The organism is Neisseria sp. P0008.S004, assembly GCF_051962755.1.
Classification (GTDB): domain Bacteria; phylum Pseudomonadota; class Gammaproteobacteria; order Burkholderiales; family Neisseriaceae; genus Neisseria; species Neisseria subflava_A.
Genome location: NZ_JBQCUZ010000015.1, coordinates 1 through 16,047 on the forward strand (window position 1 = coordinate 1; position 16,047 = coordinate 16,047).

Genomic DNA, 16,047 nt, shown 5'->3' on the forward strand with positions numbered 1-16,047 from the left:
AAATTCTAACTAACTGTGTTATACTGTCTGCTTCGTTTTCTTCACCGCGTCAGCAGCGAAGAACCGAACTATACGCCTCACAATAAAACCCGTCAACACCTTTCGCAAAATTATTTTCAGAAATTTAACCACCACCCTGTTTTAACAGGGTTTTTTATTTTATAAAAAACTCCAACAACCTTCCTACACAATCCATACATACAAAAAAACACAAAACAAAGGCCGTCTGAATTGCTCTTTCAGACGGCCTTTTGAATTTGACCCTCGCTTTAATTTATATTATTAGCGCTTGTTTTTTGGTATGATGCTTCCTTGATTCTTTTATATCAGCCTCGAGTTTGCTATGTCTGTCTATACAAGTGTTTCCGACACTCAAATGCGTGACTTCCTTCTGCAATATGATTTGGGAGATTTTGTTTCTTTGCAGGGGATTGCTCAAGGAATTACTAACAGTAATTATTTTTTGACTACTTCAACCGGTCGTTATGTATTGACTGTTTTTGAGGTTTTGAAATCAGAAGAACTGCCTTTCTTTCTAGAACTAAACCAGCATTTGAGTCTGAATGGTGTTGCCTGCGCTGCTCCGATTGCTCGCAAAGATGGCAGACTGCATTCTATTTTGGCCGGAAAACCGGCTTGTTTGGTTACTTGTTTGAATGGCTCGGATACCGGCTGGCCAACTGAGGCTCAATGCTTCCATACCGGTGCTATGCTGGCCAAAATGCATTTAGCCGGTCAAGACTTTCCTTTAAAAATGAAAAACCCTCGTTATGATGACTGGTGGCGCGATGCCTGCACTCAGTTGCTGCCTGTTTTAGATTCTAAAGATGCCGCACTGCTTCAATCTGAAATTGCCGCTTTAGATGAAAATCTGGGAGAGCATTTGCCTTCTGGTATTATCCATGCCGATTTATTTAAGGACAACGTATTGCTTAATGGAGATGAAGTTTCCGGCTTTATCGACTTCTATTATGCGTGTAACGGTAATTTCATGTACGACCTGGCAATTGCAGTTAACGATTGGGCACGAACAGCTGATAACAAGTTAGACCCTGTCCTTTATGATGCCTTTATCCACGGCTATGAAAGCGTACGTCCATTATCTGATGAAGAACGCGCGTATTTCCCTACTGCACAAAGAGCAGGATGTATTCGTTTTTGGGTATCACGCCTACTTGATTTCCATTTTCCTCAATCAGGAGAAATGACGTTTATTAAAGATCCAAATGCATTTAGGGATCTGCTCTTGACTCTTAAATAATATATAGATAAAAGGCCGTCTGAAATTCAGACGGCCTTTTATCTAATGCCCTCCCCCGCCGGAACCGCTAAACGGAGGTCTCGCCAGCCAAATAATGGGAATCATACTGATGAATATGATACTGCCTGCCAAGAAGATTTCATTTGAGCCAATAATAAAGCCTTGTTGGGAAATAGTACTATTTATCGCAGCCAGGGCTTGCTCTTTGCTCAGGCCATTGGCCATCATGCCTTGAATAGATTGGTTGCTGATTGAGGACAATGAATTAATATGTTCGGTCAGCTGAGTATGGTGCAGAGCTTCGCGCCGTTCCCACATGGTGCTGACAACGGACACACCGACACCGCCCATAAAGACTCGCAAGAAATTAGACAAGCTACTGGCCGAGGCAATTTGGTTGCCCTTCATATGCGATAAGGTGATACTGGTCAGGGGCAGGAAGAACATGGCTACGCCTAAACCCTGCCAAAACTGTGGCCAAACGACGTTGCTCATATCCATGCCGGCATAGAAGTCGGTTCGCCAATGGAATGTATAGGCAAACACCAAGAAGCTAGCGCTGACAAACAGGCGCATATCGACGCGATTGCCAAACTTACCAATAATCGGCGACAGAATAATCGGCAGAAAACCTACCGGTGCAGCAGCCAAACCAGCCCAAGTAGCGGTATAGTCGAGATTTGATTGCAACACCAAAGGCAGCAAGGTCAATGTACCCATATACACCATAAAGCCCAAGGATGTCGCAACAACGCCTATCGTAAAGTTTCTATTTCTAAACAATGACAAATCGACAATCGGGTATTTCTCGCCCAGCTCCCAAACAATAAAATAGGTCAGGAACACCAAAGCGGTAACGCCCAAAACGATAATCTCTCCCGAGGCAAACCAGTCCAATTCCTTACCTCTATCAAGCATCATTTGCAATGCGCCGACACCGACAATCATCAACACCAGCCCGACATAATCGATTGGCGCCCTGACGATTTCAGTTTCCCTGTGTCGAAGCTGCTTCCAAGCAATAGTTGCAGACAAAATCCCGATCGGGATATTGATAAAGAAAATCCATCCCCAATGCCAATTGTCTGAAATCCAACCGCCTAAAATCGGCCCCAACACAGGGGCAACAACGACGGTCATCGCCCATAAGGCCAGCGCCAATGTTCGTTTTTCAGGCGGATAAGAAGCCATCAACAGGCTTTGGGACAAGGGAATCAATGGCCCGGCGATGAAGCCTTGCAATACACGGAAAAAAACCAAGGCTTGAAGATTATGTGCAATGCCACACAGCCATGACGTTACGACAAACCCGATCACAGCGGCGATAAAGATTTTGACCTCGCCGAACCGCTTGGCCAAAAAACCTGTCAAGGGAACAGAGATGGCATTGGCTACGGCAAATGAGGTAATCACCCAAGTTCCCTGCGTGGTAGCCGCACCCAAATCCCCTGCAATAACAGGCACGGCGACGTTGGCGATGGTGCTGTCCAAGACTTCCATAAATACGGCCAAGCTGAGCGCCAAAGTTGCCAACACCAGCTTAAACCCTTGTAAAGGCGGATAATTCATATTTATAAACTATAAGACAACCGCCAAAGCGGTCGATTGAAGAGAATCAATATTTCAGACGGCCTGAGCCTTCAATAAAAGACTCAGGCCGTCTGAAAAGATTATTTTGCGTATTGCTCGAAGATTTTATCGACTAAAGCATCGGCGGCTTTCCAATCCACACTTTTCGTTTCCGGCAAGGCAGTATTTCGTTCCGCTTCGGCAGTCATGGCTTTACCGCTGCCCTTCTCGGCAATATCGACTTTAACAGTCATCGACAAACCGACACGGAGCGGATTTTGTTGCAATTCTTTAGCATCCAAACTGATACGCACCGGTACACGTTGCACAACTTTAATCCAGTTGCCCGTTGCGTTTTGTGCCGGCAGTAATGAGAACGCACTGCCCGTACCGGCCGACAAGCCCATTACCTTGCCATGGTAAACCACTTTACTGCCGTACAAATCGGCTGTCATTTCAACAGGCTGGCCGATTTTCATTTTGCGCAGTTGCGATTCTTTAAAGTTGGCATCCACCCACAATTCAGACAGAGGCACAACAGCCATCATCGGCGTACCTTGCACGATACGTTGGCCGACTTGGACATTGCGTTTGGCAATTTGGCCGCTAATCGGCGAACGGATTTGCGTACGTTGCAAATTCAACCAAGCGTCTTTGATGTGGCTGATGGCCGTCTGAACTGCCGGTTGTTGGCGCAGAGGAATATTACTGCCCAACGCTGCCTGAGCAGAAACTTCTTCCGCCTCAACCGCTTTCAATGCAGCCTGAGCCTGAACCACAGCGGCACGGGCATGGCTGAGTTCTTCTCCGGAAACCGCTTCCGTACCCGCCAAAGATTCGCGGCGGCGCAAATCGGCTTGCGCACGGGCCAAATCGGCTTTGCGTAACAACACTTGCGCTTTGGCTTTTGAATTGACCGCAGTTTGCTGTTTGTTTTGACGGATGGCCTGAATCAATTCATTTTGCGCGCGATCGTATGCCAGCTGAAAATCGCTGTCGTCCAAAGCCACCAAAACATCGCCTTTTTTCACGACATCCGTATCGTCATACATGACTTTGCGCACCGTGCCGTTCACCTGCGGCGTAATCATCACCAAATGACCGGCCACATAAGCATCTTCCGTTTCTTCTTCATGCTGCCAAAACAGGAAATACGCCAAAGCAACTCCTGCTGCCGCAATAAGGAATAGAAGCGTAACGATAACCAAATTGCGTTTGCGATGCGTTTTAGCGCCGGAAGCGACTACTTCCGGTTCTTTTTGGACATTATTTTTTTCCGATTGAGTATCCATAAGTCCTAACTTTAATTCTGCACATGTGATAACGATATTATTGTTTGCTGGGCGCTGACTTATACTATCAGTCCCCAATACGCGTGTTTAACGCGCTAAAGGGTCATATTTTATAGTTACACTCTATTCATTACAATAATTTCTTCCGGTAGCAAATGTAAATAAGGTAAGCAAAAGGCCGTCTGAAATTACTTTCAGACGGCCTACGTTTTAATAAAACGTTTATTTCTTATTTAATTTAAAGCCACCGCCCAACTGGGCATTGAGGTTACTCCAAGCTGTCAGATATTCTGCATGGTATTGAACCGCCGACATTTTCGTACGCGCAGCTTCGTCTTGTTTTTGCAAAGCGGTCAAGCCGTTATCCAAACCTGCACGAACACGTCCTTTCGCATTTTGCACAGATTTATCGGCAATATTGACCATCTTGTTCCAAGTATCTTGTCGGCTTTTCAGGCTTTGATAGTCCACTACGGCATCTGCCGCCGAACGCATGGCGTTCAAAACAGTTTGGTCATACACGGCAACCTGCTCGTTATATTGAGCGCGTTTGCCCGCCAATTTGGACTGCAGCGCGCCGGACGTAAACAATGGCAGATTCAAAGCCGGAACAATGCCCAACATACCGGAAGTCCGTCCGCGAATCAGATTGAACGCATCAATGTGCGTCATACCTGCCAAAACTTTTAATTCGATATTCGGGTAAAACTCTGCTTCGGTCGATTTGACGATATGCCATTTCTCTTCAAGCAAGGCTTTTTGTGCCGCGATATCGGGACGGGCCGCCAACAAGTCCGCTTCAATACGACTAACCGGCAATGACGGCACAGCCGCCATTTTTTCCGGAACTTGTCCATTTAATGCACCCGGCACTCGGCCGGTCAATACAGCCAGACTGTTGCGGATTTTCTCATTTTTCTGAGTCCATGCCGATTTTTCAAGCTGTAATTGCTGTTGCGCCATTTCCAGAGCGTGCAAGGCATCGGCAGGAGCCAGCTGCGCTTTAACGCGTTGTTGCATCAGTTTCAATGCTTTATCCGCCAGCTCTATACGCGTATCCAACAAAGCCAATTGTTCTGTCGCCATCTGCCACGCAAAATATTGGGCGGCAACGGCGTGAGCCAACTCGGTGCGGATATGATGAGCTTCATACACCGCAGCCCTGCTTTTTCCTAAAACAGCTTGAATCTGCTCTCGGTTTTTACCCCAAAAGTCGAAAACCAAACTGCCTTGTAAGGCTGCGTGCGCCAAAACCAATGTATGGTCGGTATCGACCATACCGGCTTGAGGTTTGGGTGAAACATAAGCACCCAGACCTGTAACGCCCAAGCCGACTTGCGGTTTGTTTGCAGCTCCCACAACGCCCAGCTGCGCCTGAGCCTGCTCAAACCTTGCCTTGACGACACGCAGATTGGTAGACGTCTGAATGGCGGAAGCAATCAAATTGTTTAATTTTTTATCTTTCAGCTTCATCCACCAGCCGTCTTGGGCAGTAGCGGCAGATTGGCCTTGCGGCAGCGGATAGGCTGTTGTCTCATCCAAAGGCGACTGTTTGCCGAACGGTGCACATGCCGCCAACAGCGAAACAGCGGCAACGCACACGCTTGATTTGACCAAACCTAATTTCATACAGACTCCGTTTATGTGTGTCTGCCGCAGACCTTCAGGCCGTCTGTTGTTAATTGCCCAAACGGTTCAACAGTTTACCCAACAGGTGTTGCAGCGTATCGTAATCCTCTTTCGTGAAATCTTCCCACGCCTGGCCGCTCTGACGGGCAATTTGCGGCCATACTTCGTGGATGAAGGTCTCACCCGAAGGGGTTAATTTTAGCACAATCTGACGACGGTCTTTCTGATTGATATAACGCTCTACCCAGCCGCGCTCAACCATATCGTCCGACAGGCGTGTTGCACTGGTGCGCGTCAAGTCCATCAGGTCGCTCAAGCGCGAAGGCAGGATTTCGCTGTTTGGGCTGACGTAAACCGCCATCAGGGAAAACCACAGGTTTTCATTGATGCCGAACGCTTTCAGGTTTTCGTTCAAATGGCTGCTCAAACGTTCGGTTACGATGCGCAACATACGGGATACTTGGTTTTGCTGCTCCGGAAACTGCGGCAGACGGGTAGAAAGCAAACGCATTGCGTTGACTAATTCGGTTTGTGAAAAACTCATAAATTCCTTCTTTCTGAGTGAGTTATTTTATTCGATATCAATCAAAATAAAATATGATGTAATAATTTACTTTAAGATACCAATTACTTACTTTAAGACGTTATACTAATTCAGATGATTATTTTAGTGTATGAAAATCTGATAATCGGTTACATGCTCCTACTAAACGGAGTTTTCTATGCCTAAATCATGAAAATTCGACCATAAAAAAGACCGTCTGAAACCTTGATTCCATCTTTCAGACGGCCTCGATGACAGATTAAAATAAGCTTTTCCACTTAAACCGGATTCAAACCATGAACACTTCCGCCTTTTTTCCCCACATTACCCTTATCGGCGTCGGTTTAATCGGCGGTTCGTTCATGCTCGACCTCAAACGCTTGGGACTGGTGCAAAGCGTTACCGGCATCGACACCAATGCAGACAACCTCAATTACGCACTCGAATGCGGCATCATCGACCATGCCTATCCGAATATTTGCGCCGAAAGCATCGCCAATGCCGATTTGGTTTTGATTGCCACGCCTGTCTCCGTCCTGCCTGACATATGCCGCGACATCAAGCCCTTCTTAAAAGATACGGCCTGCGTTTCCGATGTTGGCAGCACCAAACAATCGGCACTCAATGCCTTCCGCACCTACTTGTCCGACCGCCTGCCGCAATGTTTTGCCGCCCACCCGATTGCCGGCTCGGATCAAAGCGGGGCAAAATCCGCGCGTTGCGGTTTGTTTCAAAACAGCCGCCTTATCATTACCTTGCACGGCCAAGAGGCTTCAGACGGCCTAAGACGGTTGAAAAGCCTGTGGCAGGCGGTTGGTTCGCAAATTTCGACCATGAGTGCCGAAGAACACGACAATATTTTTGCCGCCGTTTCCCACTTGCCGCACTTGGCCGCCTTTGCCTATGTCCACGCTTTGGTTGACCATCCGCACGGCAAAAACTACCTCCCCTATGCCGCCACAGGCTTTCGCGACTTTACCCGCATTGCCTCCAGCCACCCTGCCGTTTGGACAGACATCTGCATGGCCAACCAACCTGCCCTGCTCAAACTGACCAGCGATTTGAAAGAACAATTATCCAAATTGGAACAACTCCTTTCAGACGGCAACAAAACCGAGCTTTACCGCTATTTTGAAGAAGCCGCACAAATGCGTAATGACTGGCTGAAAAACCGTTAACCCTGTTTTCAGACGGCCTGATGCCTTATCGGCCAAACCTTCATCACAATAAAAAGGGCATCTGTTTAGATGCCCTTTTTGGATTTCTTACGACTTCAACGTTTCACTCAGTCTTTCAAACGGAACTCAGCCGCTCTGGCGTGCGCGGTCAAGCTTTCGCCATGCGCCAACACGCTGGCGGTTTTGCCCAATTTCTGCGCACCTTGTTCTGAAACCTGAATCAGACTGGAGCGTTTTTGGAAATCATATGTTCCCAAAGGAGAAGAGAAACGCGCCGTGCGGCTGGTCGGCAAAACGTGGTTGGGGCCTGCGCAATAGTCGCCAAGGCTTTCACTGGTATAGCGTCCCATGAAAATAGCGCCGGCGTGGCGGATTTTTTTCGCCCACTCTTGCGGATTTTCAACCGACAATTCCAAGTGTTCGGGAGAAATATAGTTGGCGATTTCGCAGGCTTCGTCCAAATCTTTAGCCAAAATCATTGCACCGCGGTTGCCCAATGAAGCTTCAATAATCGCACGGCGCGGCATGGTTTCGATCAAACTGTTCATGGCCGTCTGAACTTCGTCCAAATATGCTTGAGAAGTGCCGATCAAAATCGCTTGTGCAATTTCATCGTGTTCCGCCTGACTGAACAAATCCATGGCCACCCAATCGGCAGGCGTCGTACCATCGGCAATCACCAAAATTTCAGACGGCCCTGCCACCATATCGATACCGACCACGCCGAACACGCGTCGTTTGGCCGCAGCGACAAAGGCATTGCCCGGGCCGGTAATCTTATCGACTTGAGGCACAGATTCCGTACCATAAGCCAAAGCCGCAACCGCCTGAGCGCCGCCGACCGTAAACACTTTAGTCACACCGGCCACAAAAGCAGCCGCCAACACAATATCGTTGCGCTCGCCTTTCGGAGTGGGAACGACCATGATGATTTCTTTCACGCCGGCAACGTGGGCAGGCATAGCGTTCATGATGACAGAACTCGGATAAGCGGCTTTACCACCCGGAACATAAATACCGACACGGTCAAGCGGCGTAATCTGTTGACCCAAAAGCGTGCCGTCTTCGTCTTCGTAAGTCCACGACTCCATTTTTTGGTGTTTATGGTAGCTTTCTACCCGTCTTGCGGCCGTTTTCAAGGCCGTCTGAATGTTTTCAGGCAAACGCTCAAAAGCAGACTGCAAATCGTCTTGTGTCAGAATTAAATCGTCGATGGTTTGAGCGGATGTGCCGTCAAAGCGGTTGGTGTATTCAATCAGCGCCGCATCGCCGCGTTTTTGAACATCGGCGCAGATGTCGGCAACAATATGGTCGATTTCAGGATTTTGCGCGGTTTCAAAAGCAAGCAGTGCTTTGAGTTCGGCTTGAAAATCAGGGGATTGGGTGTCGAGTTTCTTCATGGTTTGCTCTCTTCCTTGTTTCGTTCCTATTGTTTTCAGACGGCCTCAGCCACACATAGGCCGTCTGAACATTATCTTTTCAAAAAACCTTTTTTCTGCAAAAACAACAACATATGCGGCCGTACAGGATTGCCCAAGGTTTTGGCCAGCGATTCTTTCCAAGGTATCGGGCTGCCCTTGCGTAACTCATAATAATCCGCCACTGCCTGATTATAGGCTTCAACCGCCTCGGCATTCAGGCTTGGGCAGGTATTTTCGGCATACACCATTTCCTTAGGCAGGCGCGGCTTGAGCGGCGGGTCTTGGTCGGGATAACCGAGGCACAGCCCCACCAAAGGCACGCAATAATCCGGCAGGTTCAATACGTCCGACACTTTTTGTGCATCATTGCGCAACGCACCGATATACACGCCGCCCAGCCCAAGCGATTCAGCGGCAAGCAATACGTTTTGCGCCATAATGCCAGCATCGACCGCGCCAATCAGGGTGACTTCCGCCCAATCAATTTGCGCATCGGGAAACATCGCCTTGTGTTTAGAGAAATCGATGCAAAATAGTAAAAATTCCGCACAATGGACAATATAAGGTGCGCTTCCTGCCGCTTCATGTATCCCCTGCCTCAGCGCAAGGTCGGATACGCGGATGATAGAAACGCATTGCAGGTTGTTGGAAGTCGAAGCCTGCTGCCCGGCGCGCACCAGCGTATCGAGAATTTCATCGGCAATCGGCTCGGAAGTAAACCTGCGGATGGAACGATGGGAAAGAATCGTATCGAGTGTCGGTTTGCTTTGTATCATGACAGGGCTTTCAAACTGGGTTGGCAGACAATTTTTGCCAAAAACTTTTCAGACGGCCTTAGCGGCATTTTCAAATGCCTGAATAATCGGATTCAACAGCGCATATTTGGTTTTCAACGCCGCTTTGTTGACCACCAAGCGGCTGGAAATATCAGCCACATGTTCCACAGCTTCCAAACCATTGGCTTTCAAAGTATTGCCGCTGGAAACCAAATCAACAATCGCGTCGCTCAAACCGACCAAAGGCGCAAGCTCCATCGAGCCGTACAGTTTGATGATGTCCACATGCACACCCTTGTCGGCAAAGTGTTCGGCGGCGATGTCGGGGTATTTGGTGGCAATCCGCAAGCGGCTGCCGGGTTTGGAAGCGGCGGCGTAATCAAAACCTTTTTTAACCGCAACCATCATGCGGCATGAGGCGATGTGTAAATCTAAGGGTTGATACAGGCCATCTCCGCCATGCTCGATCAGCACGTCCTTACCGGCAATACCGAAATCCGCTGCACCATATTGCACATAAGTCGGCACGTCGGTCGCGCGTACAATTACCAAACGGATATTGTCATGATTGGTACCAATAATCAGCTTGCGCGACTTTTCCGGCTCTTCCGCAGGCACAATACCGGCGGCGGCCAATAGCGGCAGTGTCTCCTCAAAAATCCGCCCTTTGGATAAAGCAATCGTTAAAAGTGTGTCGGTCATTTTTTTCTTTTCCTTTGCCGTATCAAAAGCAAGAAGGCCGTCTGAAATCCACAATCCATTTCAGACGGCCTTAACTACGGTTTTACAATAAAGTTTTCACATCAGCCGCAATCGTTTCCGGCTCGCTGCCATAAGGCGAGAAAATCGCCACTTCGCCGTTTTTATCAATCAAATATGCGCCTGAAGAGTGGTCAACCAAATAGTTTTCACTGTCTTCTTTTTGGTTTACTTTAGCCGATACCACACGGTATTGCTGTTTGATAACAGGCAGGCTTTGATCGCCGGTAGCCGTCAGGCCGATAAAATCAGGGTTGAACTGTTTGGCGTATTTGCCGATTACTTCAGGCGTATCGCGCTCAGGGTCGATGCTGACAAATACTACTTTCACGTCTTTAGCCTGATCGCCCAATTGTTTCAACGTGTCGCTATAAGTCAGCAACTCGGTTGGGCATACGTCAGGACAGTGGGTATAGCCGAAAGACAGGATAACCACTTTGCCTTTCAAATCGCTCAGGCTGAAAGGTTTGCCGTCGCCATCGGTCAATGTAAAGTCGCCGCCAATGTCTTCTTTGCGCATATCGGTACCACGCGCTTGCACTTTGGGTGCAGACTCACCGGAAGCAGCAGGCGCAGCAGAAGTTGCAGGTGTCGAAGAAGCCTCTTTGGCCTCCTCTTTAGGCTGACAAGCAGCCAGAGCAGCCAACGCAAAAGCACTGAGTAAGAAAGTTCGTGTGACGGAAAGCATAAATTTTCTCCAAAACCGTTTCAAATAAGTAAGGCCAAACAACTGCCCGGCCGATATAAAAACAAAACATCTTCATATTAACGCGTTTAACACATTAAATGTAGCCCTTTTGCAGATAAATACTGCTTTTTTTGTTTTAAAAATCTGCCTCCCATTTAGATAACCATCAAACACAAAAAGTTTAATTCATTAAAAATCAAACAAATATAAAAATAATCCAATTTTTTTTCAATTACTGCTTTACAAGATTCGAGAACTCGCTATAATGACGACTTCTTCGCTAGCCCAGGTGGCGAAATTGGTAGACGCAGGGGACTCAAAATCCCCCGCCGCAAGGTGTGTCGGTTCGAGTCCGACCCTGGGCACCAAATTTAAAAAACCTCTTGATTCGGTCAAGAGGTTTTTTGCTATTCTTTGTTTGCAAAATTTGCAAAAACCTTCTCCTTACTCAAACTGTCAACAATCCACCCACATCAAGCTCAATAAAACCGTTTTTTTATTTCTTTAAAATCAAACGATAATCTATTTTCACTCCTTAAATGTTAAAAGATGAAAGATTTTGTCTTGCTTGTACAGTCGGATTGCGTTATCGTTTCTACTCTTTTTCACAAACTCTGTGTTTCTTTCCAATTGCTTGGATAGTCTGACTGTCATCGTATTCCCTCAGTGCGCGTACCCTAAATCGCTGCTTGGTGGAATTGCATTACAGGTGCTGTGGTGAGGCGGATTGTTCCTATTGGTTTGAGACCATATAAAAGAGGTCAATATGCAATTATCTGGCGCACAAATCATCGTGCAAAGTCTCAAAGCCGAAGGTGTCGAGTATGTATTCGGCTATCCGGGCGGTGCGGTTATCGAAATCTACGATGCCCTTTTCCAACTCAATAAATTCAAGCACATCCTGGTTCGCCACGAACAGGCAGCCGTACATGCGGCAGATGCCTATGCCCGTGTCAGCGGCAAAGTCGGCGTTGCCTTGGTGACTTCCGGCCCGGGCGTAACCAATGCCCTGACCGGTATCGCCACTGCTTACAGTGACTCTATTCCGTTAGTAGTCATCAGCGGCCAGGTGGGCAATTCCCTCATCGGGACAGACGCATTCCAAGAAGTGGATACAGTCGGCATTACTCGCCCTTGTGTCAAACACAACTTCTTGGTAACCAATATCGCTGAGTTGGCAGACACCATCAAAAAAGCTTTCCAAATCGCCGCAAGCGGCCGTCCGGGTCCCGTTGTTGTCGATGTTCCTAAAGATGTCACCCAAGCAATGGCTAAATTCAGCTATCCGCAAGAAGACATCTTCATCCGCTCTTACCAACCGGTTGTACAAGGCCACATCGGTCAAATCAAAAAAGCCGTACAAATGCTGGCTTCCGCCAAACGCCCTATTGTTTACTTCGGCGGCGGCGTGGTTTTGGGCAATGCCTCTGAGGAAATGACCAAATTCGTCCGCATGATCGGCGCTCCTTGTACCGGTACATTGATGGGCTTGGGTGCATACCCTTCCAGCAACCGCCAATTCTTGGGTATGCTGGGTATGCACGGCACTTACGAAGCCAACCTCGCCATGCAAAATGCAGACGTTGTACTGGCAATCGGTGCGCGCTTCGATGACCGCGTGATTTCCGTACCGTCCAAATTCTTTGAAAAAGCCAAAAAAATTATTCATATCGACGTTGACCCGTCCAGCATTGCCAAACGCGTCAAAGTGGATATCCCGATTGTCGGTGACGTGAAAAACGTATTGTCCGAAATGATTCAATTGTGGGGCAAGCAAGAATCTGCACCTGCTGCCGACTCATTGGATAAATGGTGGAGAAGCATTGAAGAATGGCGTTCTCGCAACTGCCTGTGGTTTGATAATGAAAGCGAAATCATCAAACCGCAATACGTCATTCAAAAACTGGCCGAAATCACCAATAATTCTGCCATCATTACTTCCGATGTCGGTCAACACCAAATGTTTACCGCTCAATATTACCCATTCGAGCGTCCGCGCCAATGGCTCAATTCCGGCGGTTTAGGCACAATGGGCGTCGGCTTGCCATATGCCATCGGTGCGAAACTGGCCGCTCCTGATCAAGATGTATTCTGCATCACCGGCGAAGGCTCGATTCAGATGAACATCCAAGAGCTGTCGACCTGCTTCCAATACCGAGTTCCGGTTAACGTCGTTACCCTGAACAACGGCTACCTCGGCATGGTCCGCCAATGGCAAGAACTTTATTACGGCAACCGTGAATCGGAAACCTATTTCGACTCATTGCCTGATTTTGTCAAACTGGCTGAAGCCTACGGCCATATCGGCATCCGTGTGGACAAGAAATCCGATGTAGAAGGCGCTTTACTGGAAGCATTAAACCAAAAAGACCGTCTGGTATTCCTCGATTTCTTGACCGACAAGAAACAAAACGTACTGCCTATGGTCGGCAACGGCAAAGGCTTGGACGAGATGGTTCTGCCGCCGCATATGCGCGAAACATTGTCAGCGTAAGGAGAGAAAAATGCGACATATCTTATCTATTCTGATGGAAAACGAATCAGGTGCGATGAGCCGTGTGGTAGGTTTGTTCTCCGCACGCGATTACAATATCGACTCCTTGGCTGTTGCGCCAACCGAAGACAAAACCTTGTCTCGCATGACCATCGTTACTCATGGCGACGAACACGTTATCGAGCAAATCACCAAACAACTCAACAAACTGATTGAAGTTATCAAAGTGGTTGACTTGAACGAAAGCCGTTTTGTCGAACGCGAACTGATGTTGGTAAAAGTCCGCGCCGTCGGCAAAGACCGCGACGAATTCCTACGATTGACCGAAATCTACCGCGGCAGTGTTATTGATGTAACAGACCGCAGCTACACCATCGAAATCACAGGTTCCACCGAAAAACTCGACTCTTTCCTCGAAACAGTCGGTCGCGCCCAAATTTTGGAAACCGTACGCACAGGCGCAGCCGGTATCGGTCGTGGCGAGCGTATTTTGAAAATTTAACGCTGTATCGTTCAGACGGCCTTTTACTTTCAACAAAGGCCGTCTGAAAAACAGTAGGAGACAAATATGTCAAGCATCCAAATCGTTGCATTAGTTACCGTCAAACCCGAATACACCGAGGCTCTGGCTGCCCAATTTAAAGAATTGGTCAAAGCCAGCCGTGCAGAAGAAGGCAACATCAGCTACGACCTGCACCAAGAAATCGGCAAACCCAACCGTTTCGTATTCGTAGAAAGCTGGAAATCCCAAGCAGCTATTGATGAGCACAATGCCAGCGAACATTTCCAAAACTTCGTCAAATTCATCGAAGGAAAAACCGAAGCATTGGAAATCGTCTTGATGAACCAAGTCCCTGCCTAATCCCCTATTACTTTTAACTCAACCCGGATTATCCGGAACCCTCTTACACTAAGGAAATAAAATGCAAGTTTATTACGATAAAGACGCTGACCTTTCTCTGATCAAAGGCAAAACCGTTGCCATCATCGGCTACGGTTCACAAGGTCACGCACACGCAGCAAACCTGAAAGATTCCGGCGTAAATGTCGTAATCGGTCTGCGCCAAGGCAGCTCTTGGAAAAAAGCCGAAGCAGCCGGCCACGACGTGCGCACCGTTGCTGAAGCAACTAAAGCAGCCGACGTTGTAATGATTCTGTTGCCTGACGAAAACCAACCTATCGTATACAAAAACGAAATCGATCCTAACTTGAAAGAAGGCGCAGTATTGGCGTTCGCTCACGGCTTCAACGTACACTACAACCAAATCGTACCTCGCGCCGACCTCGACGTTATCATGATCGCCCCTAAAGGCCCAGGCCACACCGTACGCAGCGAATTCCTGAAAGGCGGCGGCGTACCTTCCTTGATCGCCGTTTACCAAGATAAAAGCGGCAAAGCCAAAGACATCGCCCTGTCTTACGCAGCAGCCAACGGCGGCACTAAAGGCGGCGTAATCGAAACCAACTTCCGCGAAGAAACCGAAACCGACCTGTTTGGCGAACAAGCCGTATTGTGCGGTGGCGCAGTTGAATTGGTGAAATGCGGCTTTGAAACTTTGGTTGAAGCCGGTTACGCTCCAGAAATGGCCTACTTCGAATGTCTGCACGAGCTGAAACTGATCGTTGACCTGATGTACGAAGGCGGTATTGCCAACATGAACTACTCCATTTCCAACAATGCCGAATACGGTGAATACGTTACCGGCCCTGAAGTAGTGACTCCTGCAACCAAAGCTGCGATGAAAAAAGCGCTATACCGCATTCAAAGCGGCGAATATGCGAAAATGTTCATCCAAGAAGGCGCAACCAACTACGCCAGCATGACTGCCCGTCGCCGTCTGAACGCCGACCACCAAATTGAAAAAGTGGGTGCACAACTGCGTTCTATGATGCCTTGGATCGCTAAAAACAAACTGGTTGACCAAGACAAAAACTAATCTGTCTTTCAAGCAAATGAAACCTGCCTGATTACTCAGGCAGGTTTTTTTATAATTTTAAAACCCAATACACTATAAACCTCACTCAACAAGGCCGTCTGAAGACAATATAAACAACATTTACCCCCAACCTCTATAAACTGTCTTTCATGATTCTCCTAAAATTTCCTTTTAAAAAAACATATTACGAAATAAACGACTATTTTCTATACCTACTCTGTCTGCAAAAAACAACGTTTCCCAACAAAAATACGCCTAAAACAAGAGGAAAATTTGTTTTCTTAAGCCATAACCTTTATATTATGGTCATGGAATCGTTGAAACAGAACGATATCGTAATAAGAAGAACGAATGCTCGCTTCTTCACACTTAAAAAAGGAAAACAGCAATGAAAAAATCCCTGATTGCCCTGACTCTGGCTACCCTGCCTGTTGCAGCTATGGCTGACGTAACTCTGTACGGTCAAATTAAAGCTGGCGTAGAAATTTCTAAAGTAAAA

Annotated in this window: 14 protein-coding genes, 1 tRNA gene and 1 pseudogene; 8 read left to right on the plus strand and 8 right to left on the minus strand. The window is 47.7% G+C overall.

Annotated features, from left to right (window positions below):
- Window positions 1-343: 343 nt before the first annotated feature.
- Entirely contained in the window at window positions 344-1,261 is a 918-nt protein-coding gene (gene thrB / locus ACTHSW_RS10520; RefSeq protein WP_070459257.1) for a homoserine kinase, read from the plus strand.
- 42 nt (window positions 1,262-1,303) lie between these two features.
- Here the strand turns inward: thrB and ACTHSW_RS10525 are convergent, their stop codons facing one another.
- From ACTHSW_RS10525 to ACTHSW_RS10540, 4 genes are all read right to left on the minus strand, one after another.
- The gene (locus tag ACTHSW_RS10525; RefSeq protein WP_070459254.1) at window positions 1,304-2,830 is read right to left on the minus strand and encodes a DHA2 family efflux MFS transporter permease subunit; all 1,527 of its coding nucleotides are present in this window, start codon (window positions 2,828-2,830) and stop codon (window positions 1,304-1,306) included.
- A 101-nt stretch (window positions 2,831-2,931) separates the two neighbouring features.
- Complete coding sequence (locus tag ACTHSW_RS10530) at window positions 2,932-4,122, minus strand: HlyD family secretion protein (protein ID WP_070459251.1); 1,191 nt, start codon at window positions 4,120-4,122, stop codon at window positions 2,932-2,934.
- Window positions 4,123-4,344: 222 nt separating this feature from the next.
- Window positions 4,345-5,751: an efflux transporter outer membrane subunit gene (locus ACTHSW_RS10535; RefSeq protein WP_070459249.1), complete on the minus strand. Its 1,407-nt coding sequence runs from the start codon at window positions 5,749-5,751 to the stop codon at window positions 4,345-4,347.
- A gap of 49 nt (window positions 5,752-5,800) precedes the next feature.
- The gene (locus ACTHSW_RS10540; protein ID WP_004521040.1) at window positions 5,801-6,295 is read right to left on the minus strand and encodes a MarR family transcriptional regulator; all 495 of its coding nucleotides are present in this window, start codon (window positions 6,293-6,295) and stop codon (window positions 5,801-5,803) included.
- A 296-nt stretch (window positions 6,296-6,591) separates the two neighbouring features.
- Here ACTHSW_RS10540 and ACTHSW_RS10545 point away from each other — a divergent pair, with 296 nt between their 5' ends.
- A complete protein-coding gene (locus ACTHSW_RS10545) occupies window positions 6,592-7,473 on the plus strand; it encodes a prephenate dehydrogenase (protein WP_107811113.1) in 882 nt (293 codons plus the stop codon).
- Between the two features lie 107 nt (window positions 7,474-7,580).
- Here the strand turns inward: ACTHSW_RS10545 and hisD are convergent, their stop codons facing one another.
- The 4 genes from hisD to ACTHSW_RS10565 all read right to left on the minus strand — a co-directional run bounded on the left by hisD (window position 7,581) and on the right by ACTHSW_RS10565 (window position 11,117).
- Window positions 7,581-8,873: a histidinol dehydrogenase gene (hisD, locus tag ACTHSW_RS10550; protein WP_107811114.1), complete on the minus strand. Its 1,293-nt coding sequence runs from the start codon at window positions 8,871-8,873 to the stop codon at window positions 7,581-7,583.
- 71 nt (window positions 8,874-8,944) lie between these two features.
- Complete coding sequence (nfsA, locus tag ACTHSW_RS10555) at window positions 8,945-9,670, minus strand: oxygen-insensitive NADPH nitroreductase (RefSeq protein ID WP_107811115.1); 726 nt, start codon at window positions 9,668-9,670, stop codon at window positions 8,945-8,947.
- A 48-nt stretch (window positions 9,671-9,718) separates the two neighbouring features.
- Entirely contained in the window at window positions 9,719-10,372 is a 654-nt protein-coding gene (hisG, locus tag ACTHSW_RS10560; RefSeq protein ID WP_036473098.1) for an ATP phosphoribosyltransferase, read from the minus strand.
- An 82-nt stretch (window positions 10,373-10,454) separates the two neighbouring features.
- Window positions 10,455-11,117 carry an SCO family protein gene (locus tag ACTHSW_RS10565; RefSeq protein WP_070459235.1) on the minus strand — a complete coding sequence of 221 codons (663 nt, stop codon included), beginning with the start codon at window positions 11,115-11,117 and terminating at the stop codon, window positions 10,455-10,457.
- A gap of 283 nt (window positions 11,118-11,400) precedes the next feature.
- Between ACTHSW_RS10565 and ACTHSW_RS10570 the strand changes: the two genes are divergently transcribed.
- The 6 genes and pseudogenes from ACTHSW_RS10570 to ACTHSW_RS10595 form a co-directional block, all read left to right on the plus strand.
- Window positions 11,401-11,485, plus strand: a tRNA-Leu gene (locus ACTHSW_RS10570).
- A gap of 398 nt (window positions 11,486-11,883) precedes the next feature.
- Window positions 11,884-13,611 (plus strand): biosynthetic-type acetolactate synthase large subunit, encoded by a 1,728-nt coding sequence (gene ilvB / locus ACTHSW_RS10575; RefSeq protein ID WP_107811116.1) that lies wholly within the window; start codon window positions 11,884-11,886, stop codon window positions 13,609-13,611.
- Window positions 13,612-13,621: 10 nt separating this feature from the next.
- Window positions 13,622-14,113, plus strand: a complete 492-nt coding sequence (gene ilvN / locus ACTHSW_RS10580) for an acetolactate synthase small subunit (RefSeq protein WP_003685820.1) — start codon at window positions 13,622-13,624, stop codon at window positions 14,111-14,113.
- A gap of 66 nt (window positions 14,114-14,179) precedes the next feature.
- Window positions 14,180-14,473 carry a putative quinol monooxygenase gene (locus ACTHSW_RS10585; protein ID WP_070459229.1) on the plus strand — a complete coding sequence of 98 codons (294 nt, stop codon included), beginning with the start codon at window positions 14,180-14,182 and terminating at the stop codon, window positions 14,471-14,473.
- A 61-nt stretch (window positions 14,474-14,534) separates the two neighbouring features.
- A complete protein-coding gene (gene ilvC, locus ACTHSW_RS10590) occupies window positions 14,535-15,548 on the plus strand; it encodes a ketol-acid reductoisomerase (protein WP_070459226.1) in 1,014 nt (337 codons plus the stop codon).
- A 388-nt stretch (window positions 15,549-15,936) separates the two neighbouring features.
- Window positions 15,937-16,047: pseudogene (locus ACTHSW_RS10595) on the plus strand (porin); the annotation flags it as partial.

What these genes read in the sequence shown, in the direction of transcription:
- thrB (WP_070459257.1), top strand. Translation starts at nt 344, where the DNA reads ATGTCTGTCTATACAAGTGTTTCCGACACTCAAATGCGTGACTTCCTT.
- ACTHSW_RS10525 (WP_070459254.1), bottom strand. Translation starts at nt 2,830, where the DNA reads ATGAATTATCCGCCTTTACAAGGGTTTAAGCTGGTGTTGGCAACTTTG.
- ACTHSW_RS10530 (WP_070459251.1), bottom strand. Translation starts at nt 4,122, where the DNA reads ATGGATACTCAATCGGAAAAAAATAATGTCCAAAAAGAACCGGAAGTA.
- ACTHSW_RS10535 (WP_070459249.1), bottom strand. Translation starts at nt 5,751, where the DNA reads ATGAAATTAGGTTTGGTCAAATCAAGCGTGTGCGTTGCCGCTGTTTCG.
- ACTHSW_RS10540 (WP_004521040.1), bottom strand. Translation starts at nt 6,295, where the DNA reads ATGAGTTTTTCACAAACCGAATTAGTCAACGCAATGCGTTTGCTTTCT.
- ACTHSW_RS10545 (WP_107811113.1), top strand. Translation starts at nt 6,592, where the DNA reads ATGAACACTTCCGCCTTTTTTCCCCACATTACCCTTATCGGCGTCGGT.
- hisD (WP_107811114.1), bottom strand. Translation starts at nt 8,873, where the DNA reads ATGAAGAAACTCGACACCCAATCCCCTGATTTTCAAGCCGAACTCAAA.
- nfsA (WP_107811115.1), bottom strand. Translation starts at nt 9,670, where the DNA reads ATGATACAAAGCAAACCGACACTCGATACGATTCTTTCCCATCGTTCC.
- hisG (WP_036473098.1), bottom strand. Translation starts at nt 10,372, where the DNA reads ATGACCGACACACTTTTAACGATTGCTTTATCCAAAGGGCGGATTTTT.
- ACTHSW_RS10565 (WP_070459235.1), bottom strand. Translation starts at nt 11,117, where the DNA reads ATGCTTTCCGTCACACGAACTTTCTTACTCAGTGCTTTTGCGTTGGCT.
- ilvB (WP_107811116.1), top strand. Translation starts at nt 11,884, where the DNA reads ATGCAATTATCTGGCGCACAAATCATCGTGCAAAGTCTCAAAGCCGAA.
- ilvN (WP_003685820.1), top strand. Translation starts at nt 13,622, where the DNA reads ATGCGACATATCTTATCTATTCTGATGGAAAACGAATCAGGTGCGATG.
- ACTHSW_RS10585 (WP_070459229.1), top strand. Translation starts at nt 14,180, where the DNA reads ATGTCAAGCATCCAAATCGTTGCATTAGTTACCGTCAAACCCGAATAC.
- ilvC (WP_070459226.1), top strand. Translation starts at nt 14,535, where the DNA reads ATGCAAGTTTATTACGATAAAGACGCTGACCTTTCTCTGATCAAAGGC.